Origin of the sequence: Leptolyngbya sp. FACHB-36, assembly GCF_014695955.1 — a bacterium.
Taxonomy (GTDB): Bacteria; Cyanobacteriota; Cyanobacteriia; order Leptolyngbyales; family Leptolyngbyaceae; genus FACHB-36.
Genome location: NZ_JACJPG010000177.1, coordinates 1 through 9,175, shown reverse-complemented (window position 1 = coordinate 9,175; position 9,175 = coordinate 1). Strand labels below are relative to the sequence as shown.

Here is a 9,175-nt window from a genome sequence, read left to right as displayed (position 1 = left end):
GGCTCGCTGAAAAGTCTGCTGGGCTTGGCGGCTCCGGCAACGGGTGGCGTGTCGATCGGTGCCTACGTGTCGGTTGCTATTACCCAAGCGGGAGTGGCAGGGGTTTCGACCTACGCGATCGGACAAGTCACCAAGGCTTACCTTGCCAATGGTGCCTCTTGGGGACCGGATGGACCCAAAGCAGTGGTGACGCGAATTCTGGCGTCGCTGGATGAAGCATCGATTCTGAGCCGCGTCAAAGACGAACTGCGGGCGAAAATTGATTTGAATCGGCGTCCAACGAAAGCGGTTGAGCCGGATTGATGCTGATAGCAAGCTGTGTTTAGGCTAACAGCTAGTCGCAACTAACTGTTAGCCATCTTTAACGTGATGACGTTGTGATCAGGTCAACGTGCTGACGAGCTGTTTGATCTTGGCGGCTTGCCGGTCCCTCAATTTATTGGGGAAGCGTAGCTCGATCGCCACCTGGCTGTGTTCCGCCTCGGATAGGTACTCGATCGACTCCACCTGTGTCAGCAGCCGCTGAGGCAGTGGCTCTCTGGCATCTTGGCTAAGCAGCAGTCCAACGATCGCCTTGCCCTGCTCTAAGCTGTCTAACTGCGGGTTGGCGTCTAGCTGAACTCGGATGCTGCGACTGCTGATTTCGGTCGCGGTTCCTGAGTAGAGCTGTCCCTTCCAATACAGTTGAGCGGCAGCACGGATCTGCTTGCGGATGCGAACGGTGCTGTCAGCAGGCTGCGGGTCGCGCAGCGATCGTGACAGACTGCCCGCAATAAACCGGAACGACTGCATCGGGTCGTCTACAACTTGGCGCTGCTGCGAATACCACTCGCGCACATCGGAGTAGATGACGATAGCGAGGGCGTCTAGCTGCGTCCGGCTGGGGTCAATGAAATCGATCGCCAGCGTCACTTGGCTATCGTCGAGCGGTGTGATTCGGATAATTCGAGCGTTGACAAAAGCTCGTGCACCATAGTCCCCGATCAGCTCCAGTTCAATTTCGTCCGGCAGGTTTGCCCACGTGTCTAGAACCAGCTGGCATCCGGTTTCGCTGATGTTCTCGGTTTTGCCTGTCCAGGTTTGATCCGCGCTGTAGATCACAGCCGTTAGCTCGCGGGCGAGGCGGTGCGATCGTCGCAGTTGCGGCTGCTCGAACGCCACCAGCAGCGCAGAAAACAGCAGTACCAGATTAAAGCCACACCAAAAGGCATTGATCAAAATGGCTTCGGTGTCCGTGGGGCGCAGTAGCAGCCAGAACGGAACGGCTACCAGTGCTGGAACCGTAATCAGCACCACAATCAGCAGCGCGCGGGCAGATTCCCAATCAAACTGGCGCCGGGTAACAGAAGCCCCTTTGTCAGTGACGTTAAATTTACCCAGCTTTGGATTAATCAGCGCCAGCAGCGTCACAATACCTGCCTGAAACGACAAGGCGAACTCGTATAGCTCATTCCAAAAGGAAAAGCGGACGCTTTTATAGGTGATGTGATTGGTATAAGTCGCCAGGAGAATGTGCGGCGCGGCATAGGCGATCGTTTCCAGCCCTAGACCCCGCACCGAGTTAATGCCAAACAGCAAGAACAGGACCGGGGCGATCGCGTACATGAGACGCGGAAAGCCAAAGAAAAAGTGCGACGTGGCGCTGAAGTAGCACAGCCGCTGCGCCAGCGTCAGCTTCCGTTTGCGGTTGAACAGAGGATTTTCCAGCCGCAAAATTTGCGCCATGCCCCGCGCCCAGCGCACCTGCTGCCCCACATAGGAGGAGAACTTTTCGGGTGCCAGTCCTGCCACCATGATCTTGTCGTAGTAGACGGTTTCATAGCCAAGCGCGTGTAGCCGGAACGAGGTATGGCAGTCCTCCGTCACAGTTTCTGTGGCGATGCCGCCAATCTCTAGCACGTAGTCTTTACGAATCACGGCTGCCGAGCCACAGAAGAACGCCGCATTCCAGAAGTCATTGCCTTTTTGCAGCACTTTGTAGAACAGCTCATTGCCCACCGGAATTTTGCCTTCTGTGAGCAAATTGCGCTCAAAGGGGTCAGGATTGTAGAACCAGTGCGGCGTCTGCACCATTGAGACTTGGGGCTTGTAGAAAAAGCCGACAGTGTTCTGGAGAATGTCTCGCGACGGAATGTGGTCGCAGTCGAGGATCAGAATTAAATCGCCCTGAGTCTTCCGCATTGCCGTGTTGATGTTTCCGGCTTTGGCGTGGTCGTTGTTGTCCCGCGTCATTAGCGTGCAGCCAAGCTCTTCGCACATTTGGCGGAGCTGCTGGCGTCGAGCGCGATACTTCTCCGCCCGTCCGTCGTCCAGGATGTAGACGTGCTTTTTGTCGGCAGGGTAGTCGATCGCCAACGCTCCCAGCGCGGTTTTACGGACAATTTCCACATCCTCGTTGTAGGTAGGAATGTAGACATCAACGCTGAACCACTGCTCTTGCGGACGCAAATGCAGATCCACGGGTTTGCGGTCTTTTAGCTTCAGGGTTTGGAAGTACGCCAGCCCCAGCGTCATGATCGCGTAGAGTTCCGCCAGCAGCAGCAGAATGCTGAAGAAGCTGTCCACCCAGCCATCCAGGTTAACGGTGTAGCGGACGCGGTAGAAGAGGTAGCGCAGTGTGGTAATCAGGCTCAGCACGACCATGAACAAGTGCAAATACTCGCTGGTGCCACGATCGCCGTAGCGCTGCTCTACCTGCACCACAATCCACCCGACCACGAGCAGCACGACCGCGACGAGTCCCTGCTGCCAGATTGCCAGAGGCGTAATAATCAGCGGCAGCCCCAGCAGCAGCAGCAGCAGAATTAGCCAGAACAGATGGACAGTGCCGAGTCGATGCAGGGCGCGATCGAAGACGTTGGGCACAAAATTTACAAGCGCCGTAATCAGGCGATCGCCGCCTGGACGACGCCGTTCAACCTTTGAAGCCTGACTCATCCGTCATTCCTCCAGCACGTTTCAAAAAGAGTTGGGCAATGCCATACAGCACCAGAGTGAGCGTCACTATGGCCGTTGGCAGCAGGAACCAGTGCTCCTGGAAAAAGCGCGAGGCTTTGCTGAGCCAGGTTGTTTGCTCGATGCGGCGGGGCTGCGATCGCTGCAAGACCTGCAGTTTGTAAGCGCTGGGGTCGTAGGCAGGCGCGTTGGGCTGATTGGTGCTGATTAGCACCGTATCTCCTTGGAGTTTATAAAACCACAGGTCGCGGTGCAGCACATCCTGAACGGCTTTTAGTCCTTGCTCGGTTTGGCTGGTCAGCGCCAGCAGCACGCGGTTTCGGTTCCATGGGGAGATGACTTGCTGAATCACGCCACCGTTGTCGGGTAGTGCTTGCACTTGCGCCTGGTCTGACTGGCGTCCAAACGCATTTTTGAGGGAAAAGCTGCCTGCATCCGATCGCAACGCATCTGGCAGTGGGAACTTGTCGCGGGTGCCGATCGCAATCAGGTTGCGATCGTTGCGCACGGGCTGCGGCAGCGTGCTGGCGCGATACGCCTCCAGCTTGATGGAATCTGCTTGGGTCAGGCGTCCTAACCGCTCGCTCACGTCCAACAGCGTTTGGACATCGGCGGTAGAGGGCGTGTCCGGCAGGGCGATCGCCAGGTCGGAGAGATCCTGCGGTGCGGCGAACGGGTAGCCAACTTGTAGCAGCTTCAGATCCGGCAGCGTCACCGAGTTCTCGCGGCTGAGGTTAAAGCTTGTGTCGTTGTGCAGCGTGCCCCAAAGCTGCTGATCAGTAATGATGCCGCAGCGTGCCGACTCTTTTGGATCAAGACGGAACGAGACTTGCAGTTTCGAGGTTGGTGTAATCAAGCCTTCGGGCAGCGTAATGTTGACGCGTTCCCGGTCTGAGCCTTGATCCGAGGTCAGCGGTTTACCGCCGATCGCCACGCCATCGATCGCGACATCCAGCGACGATGTGCGAGGATTCACCTGCGGACCGTAGCTGTAGAGCAGCGTCATAGAGTTGCCGCGCGTGAAGCGATCATCGGGCAGGGCGCGGAAGTCAATTTCGATCGAGGGCGCGTTCGAGCCGCGGACGGTGATGTCCTGATACGGCTGGTTGGTGGATGTGCGCAGGTCTGCCAGCTTAAAGGAATTTTCTAGGGGCAAATGGCGCGACCAAGCGCGCGGCGCAGGCGACTCAGCATCCGGCACGTCCTTGACGAGGATCGCCTGACCCGTGCCGATTTGGCGGTTCTTGGGCTGCGCTAGGAACTGCACGGCTTTGGCGACGCCCTGCGGTCCGTTGCCTGTGGCAATCAGCACCGGATTGGTGTTATTGGGCGTGCTTGCCAGCATCAGCACCCCAACATCGTTAGGGAGCGCTTTCTTGTTGCCGTCCAGCACTTGACTGTTGGCGATCGCAAACGGCAGCTTCAACGATTTCAGCAGCGGCTGTTCGGTGGGCGTACCAATCAGGACGAGGCGATCGTTCCAGTTCAGGTTGTCCAGGTTCTTTGCCACGCGAGTTTCCAGTGGGCGAAACTCTGCCAGTCTGCCCATTAGCGTCTGGAAGCGCCCTGCGGTGGTTAGCCAAGCGTCGTTCACCTGGGCAGGCTCAAGATAAACTAGCTGATTGGCGTCGAGGCTGAGAGTGTCAAAGATCGGCAGCGGGAAGCGGCTGAAGTCTAACGGGATGGCTTGGGACTGGTAGCCAAATACCAGCTTGGAGTCGGGCAGCACCTCAGTCCACAAATTTGGATCTGAAGAGTTAGAGCATTTGGGGTCCGTGTTTTGCTGCACCGCGACGGCAATGCTGTTGGAGTCCTGGATCAGCGAGGTGGGAATGTTGACCAGCAGTTCGCCAATTTTGGAGTCTTTGCGATTGAGCGGCGTGCTGCCAACGCTGGTGCCGTTGACCAAAACCGTCAGGTTCGATCGCTCCGCCACCAGTGCTGGAGAGTGCTGGTAGCGAATGACTGCCTTTGCCGACTGCACGCTCCACGACTGCGGACGAGTAAAGCCAAGGCGAGACTCGGCATAGACGCCCTGCAGCCGGAGGCGGTTACCGACGATCGGGCTGCGGTTGAACTCCAGCACGTACTGGCTGATCGGTGCTTTCGTTGCGGGCTTGGCGTCTGCTGATTTCGGCGGTGCGGGCTTTGGGGCGGGGGCAGAACTTGCTCTGGGCGGCTCCGGAGCAGATTCAGGCACAAATGCGGGTTCTGAAGCCGGAGCAGGCGCAGGGTCCGGCGCGGGTTCCGGCGCGGGCGGTGGAGCCGGTTGATAGACTGGCGGCTGCGGGGGTGAGCTGGGCAGCGCGAAGTCCTGAATCACCTTGTCTTCTTGCTTCTGCACGTTCGAGGACTGGGCGATCGCTGAGTTGCCTAGGGGTCCCGTTAGGGCAATTACTCCCGCAATTAAACCGCTACAGCAGAGCACAGCAAGGCGCCAGCCAAATCGCGAAATGATTTTAGGGCGTCGCTGTAATGAGCGATCGATAGAGTTGCGTGATAGATGAGTCATGACCGGGTCTCTGGGTAGCGGTGTTAGGGTGTAATAAACGGGGCGAAAGAGCGGTTGGAGGTACCAGCCCAAACCACACCAAATTTTGGGTGTAGTAGGCAGAGGGATTTTCCCAGATGCCCTCGCGGTAGGCAGGCGCTAATTTCTGTTGATAAATTTGCTCAGCCACAACTGGATCGATCGTTTGAAATGCGGTGTACAGCACCCCATACTGAGACAGCGCCTCGTAGGGCACGGTAGGTTTGCCTTGAAGCGTCAATCGGGCGGGGATGCGCTGCTGCGATCGCCACAGCTCGCGCAAATAGCCCAAATGCCGCTGCAAATAGGTTTTGGCTTCTGGCGCGTCGAACCAGGCAGCATCCAGCGCAACTCGCCACCAGACACGGTACGCATCGAAGCTGTACTGGCTCCGTAAGGAACTCGACTCCGGTAAAACGGAGTAGCGCTTTGTTAACAGATCCAGCGCAATCCAATCGCTGGGCAGCTTTACGGTAGATAGCACCGACGATCGCTCCAGCACCTCGTAGCTGCTGCTCACCAAGCTGAGCCAGTCGCGCGAATCGACTTGAGCAAACATGCGAAAGGCATACGGCGCTTGATACGACGGATTTAGCGTTAGTGTGACTCCTTGCTGAAACGCCTCGCGGGGTCCGGGCAGCAGGTAGCGACGATCGCCCACGGCGACCGTGGATAGAGTCCACAGGTCGCGCAGCTTCGTCTGCGCTAGCTGTAGATACTCTGGGCGGTTCCAGCGGCGAGATGCCAAAATCAACGCGGTAATGGCGTCGATATCGCCATCGCTGGCAAAATTACGGTCCAGCACATCCCACGTTTTGCGCGGCGTCTGTCCCCACTTCCACGCCCAGAGGGAATCGCTTGGCTTGCCTGCCGTCTGCCGTCTCAGATTGCGCTCTGCCCATTCCAGCGTCCGCGCAAACGTGTCGGCGTCGTCCATCAACACCGCTCGCAGCATGGCGTACCCCTGTCCTTCCGAGGTCGATCGCCCCTCCGCTTCCCAGTCGATCACGCGCCCATCCGTCTGAATAAAGCGCTGGCGATAGGCATCCCAGCTCTGCTTCAGCAGTTCAGTGCGTTCCGACGAGCGAGCGATCGGAGATGCAGGCAGTACGGCGGAGCCTGACGGAGTTGGACGCCCCTCCTGGCATCCTGCTAACCCTAGCAGGAGCATTAATGCAACGATTACAAACGGAGCGGGAGGGTATGACATCAAGTGGCTAGGGATAACGGTGAGAACTTGAATCTGGAGTTGAGGAACTTAGTAACGCTCCCAGGGCGGCTGAAATCCGCGCTGTTGGAGAAGATTCTCTTGAATCTGCTGAATCCGCTGCGAGAGATTAGGGTCGGCGCTGTTAGCGGTCTGCTGCACCTGAAGCTGCTCAAGCTGCTGGAGCGCTGCCAGGGGTCTGCCTTGTGCCGCCGCGAGCTCGGCGAGCGATCGCTGAGCCACAGGATCATCCGGCTTGAGGGCAAGCACCTGGGAGTACAACTGCGTGGCGGAGTCGAACTGACGCTGCTGAAACCGCACGCCGCCCAGAGCCGACAAAGCATCAGCATTCTCGGGCTCCCGCTGAAGAATTCTCTGGTACGCCTCATCTGCCTGGTTGAAGTTGCCCGATGCCTGCGCCAACTGCCCCCGAAGAAACAGCAGCCCCACGCTGTCACGATCGGACGACTCGCGCGATCGAGCAAGCAAGCGATTCACTTCTGCCTGCGCCTGCGCTGGGTTCCGGCTTGCCAGCACCTGCACCAGCCGCACCTGCACACCTAAATTGGTTGGGTCCGCTTCGATCAAAGTCGTATACAGCGACTCGCGCTGAGGAGATGGCGGCAGCGCCGCAACCAGGCTGTACAGCTCCGGCGGAGTAGCGCTGGCTGGACGGTTCTGAAGCCACGTATTCAGGACGGCTTCGGCTTGCGTCGCCGAAATCCGCTTTGCCTGATACGCCACGCTGGCGCGTCCAAGCTGCACCTGCAAATCCTGTGGATTCTGCGCTAGCAGTTGGTCGTATAGGGCGAGGGCATCTGTCGATCGACCTTGAGTCAGACGAATTCCTGCCAGACCCCGCAGTGCCGCTGCCTGCACATCTGCATCCGTGGTGCGACTGTTCAATAGCGCTTGGTAGCGCTGGGCGCTCGCGGTTAGGTTGCCTTGACGCCGATCAATCTCTGCAAACAGCAGCTCTGGAGCCGTGTCGCCAGACGCGCTAGGAGTCGCTTGATACGCTGCCAGTGCTGTTTTTGCGCCCTCCAGATCGTTACGCTCAATCAGCAACTGCGCCAGCCGGAAGTACAAAAACGGCTGATCCACTCCGGCTTGCAGCAGGCTTTGATAGACGGGCAGAAACTCAACGTCCGGCTCCACTCGTACAAGGGCTTGAGCGATCGCCGCTTGCTGCGCTCGATCGGCAGGGAGGGGCTGCAAGAGGGAGCGAAGCTGCTGCCGCAGTTCTGCTTTAGACAAGTAGCCTAGCTGAGCCTCCAGCGCCAGTCGCTGCAAGGCAAGGGCGCGATCGGTCGGCTGCTGCTGCACAAGCTGGCGATACAGCTGCAGCGCGTACTGCCGCTCTTGGGGAATGCCGCTCAGCACGTCGGCGGCTTCTCGCAGCACCGTCGGCGATGAATTGGACGAGTCGCTCAGCACTTGGCGATAGAGTCCAGCGGCTTCGCTGAGTAAGGCGGGAAGGTTCTGTCGCTGTCCCAGTTCGTTCAGCGCCCGCGCTAAGGGCAAGCGCGAGTCCGATCGACCGCGCAGCGGGTCCAGCACTGCCAGCGCTTCGGTGGGTTGGCGGTTGTCTAAGTACGCCTGCGAAAGCTCCGATCTCAGTTGAATCGCCGTTGCGGTTAACTGACGCGGCAGTTGCGCCTGAAGCACCTGCACCGCGAGGGCAGGATTTCCAGTGCTGCGTAAGGCCCGGGCGTAAGCGATCGTCGCGGTGCCCGTGATGGTTCCGCCGCCTGCCCGATAGCGGTTAAACAGCTCCAGTCCCTGCCGCGCGTTGCCGCTGTACGTATAGATTTGTGCCGCTCCGAGCAGCACTTGCGGCGTCGGATTGCGCTGCAATGCAATCTCGTAGTCAGCCAGCGATTCGGCAAAGCGTCCCTGGTAGCCAAACAGCAGTGCCCGCTGCGCTCGCCCTTCAGCATCATCTGGGTTTAGCGTCAGCAGCGTGGTCAAGGCGTCAATGCCGCGCGGCTGCCACTCTGGACGAAATCCGCCCAAAATTCCCACCGTTTTTAGCGCCAGTTGGTTGTTGGGGTCCTGCACCAGCACCTGCTGATACGCCTGCCAAGCATCGGCGTCTCGTCCTGCACGGCGGTAGGCGATCGCCAGCCCCAGCTTTGCCTCTAGCGAAGCGGGATAGCGCTGGACTGCCTGCCGCAGCACCGCGATCGCATCGTTGACCAATCCCTGCCCCAGCAGGGTGTAGCCGCGTCGCACCTCAGCGGGAACCGCCTGTACTTGAGCCAGCGCAGCAGGAGTTTGCGTTAGCGGCACGAGTGGCAGCCCTGTTAGCAGAGCGCTCAAGCAGAGGTGACTAATTGATCGAGCGGGTAACGTCCAGTAAGCCATGTGACATCCACGTAGCGTGTACAATCCCTGTCTGTTTCTGTTTACTGAATCACTCGGCTGAGTGGAGTGACCTCAAATTCCGTTCGGACTCTAAATCCTGCGATCGTCTCCGAAAA

General features: G+C 58.6%; 5 protein-coding genes. 1 reads left to right on the top strand and 4 read right to left on the bottom strand.

Features of this window, described 5'->3' with window-relative positions; translation table 11 throughout:
• The coding region (locus H6F43_RS02820; protein WP_190340486.1) for a DUF697 domain-containing protein at positions 1–303 on the top strand (303 nt) is incomplete at its 5' end.
• Positions 304–381: 78 nt separating this feature from the next.
• Here the strand turns inward: H6F43_RS02820 and bcsA are convergent.
• From bcsA to H6F43_RS02800, 4 genes are read right to left on the bottom strand one after another with little or no spacing between them, the layout of a single operon-like run.
• Positions 382–2,937, bottom strand: a complete 2,556-nt coding sequence (gene bcsA / locus H6F43_RS02815; RefSeq protein ID WP_190340485.1) for a UDP-forming cellulose synthase catalytic subunit — start codon at positions 2,935–2,937, stop codon at positions 382–384.
• Positions 2,915–5,467 (bottom strand): cellulose biosynthesis cyclic di-GMP-binding regulatory protein BcsB, encoded by a 2,553-nt coding sequence (locus H6F43_RS02810; RefSeq protein ID WP_190340484.1) that lies wholly within the window; start codon positions 5,465–5,467, stop codon positions 2,915–2,917. Before H6F43_RS02810 ends, bcsA begins: the two co-directional genes overlap by 23 nt.
• The gene (locus H6F43_RS02805; protein ID WP_190340483.1) at positions 5,415–6,695 is read right to left on the bottom strand and encodes a glycosyl hydrolase family 8; all 1,281 of its coding nucleotides are present in this window, start codon (positions 6,693–6,695) and stop codon (positions 5,415–5,417) included. Before H6F43_RS02805 ends, H6F43_RS02810 begins: the two co-directional genes overlap by 53 nt.
• 48 nt (positions 6,696–6,743) lie before the next feature.
• The gene (locus H6F43_RS02800) at positions 6,744–9,059 is read right to left on the bottom strand and encodes a tetratricopeptide repeat protein (protein ID WP_190340482.1); all 2,316 of its coding nucleotides are present in this window, start codon (positions 9,057–9,059) and stop codon (positions 6,744–6,746) included.
• Positions 9,060–9,175: the final 116 nt, after the last annotated feature.

Bases quoted from the DNA above. Each gene is read 5' to 3' on its own strand.
- bcsA (WP_190340485.1), bottom strand. From the start codon at position 2,937: ATGAGTCAGGCTTCAAAGGTTGAACGGCGTCGTCCAGGCGGCGATCGC.
- H6F43_RS02810 (WP_190340484.1), bottom strand. From the start codon at position 5,467: ATGACTCATCTATCACGCAACTCTATCGATCGCTCATTACAGCGACGC.
- H6F43_RS02805 (WP_190340483.1), bottom strand. From the start codon at position 6,695: ATGTCATACCCTCCCGCTCCGTTTGTAATCGTTGCATTAATGCTCCTG.
- H6F43_RS02800 (WP_190340482.1), bottom strand. From the start codon at position 9,059: ATGGCTTACTGGACGTTACCCGCTCGATCAATTAGTCACCTCTGCTTG.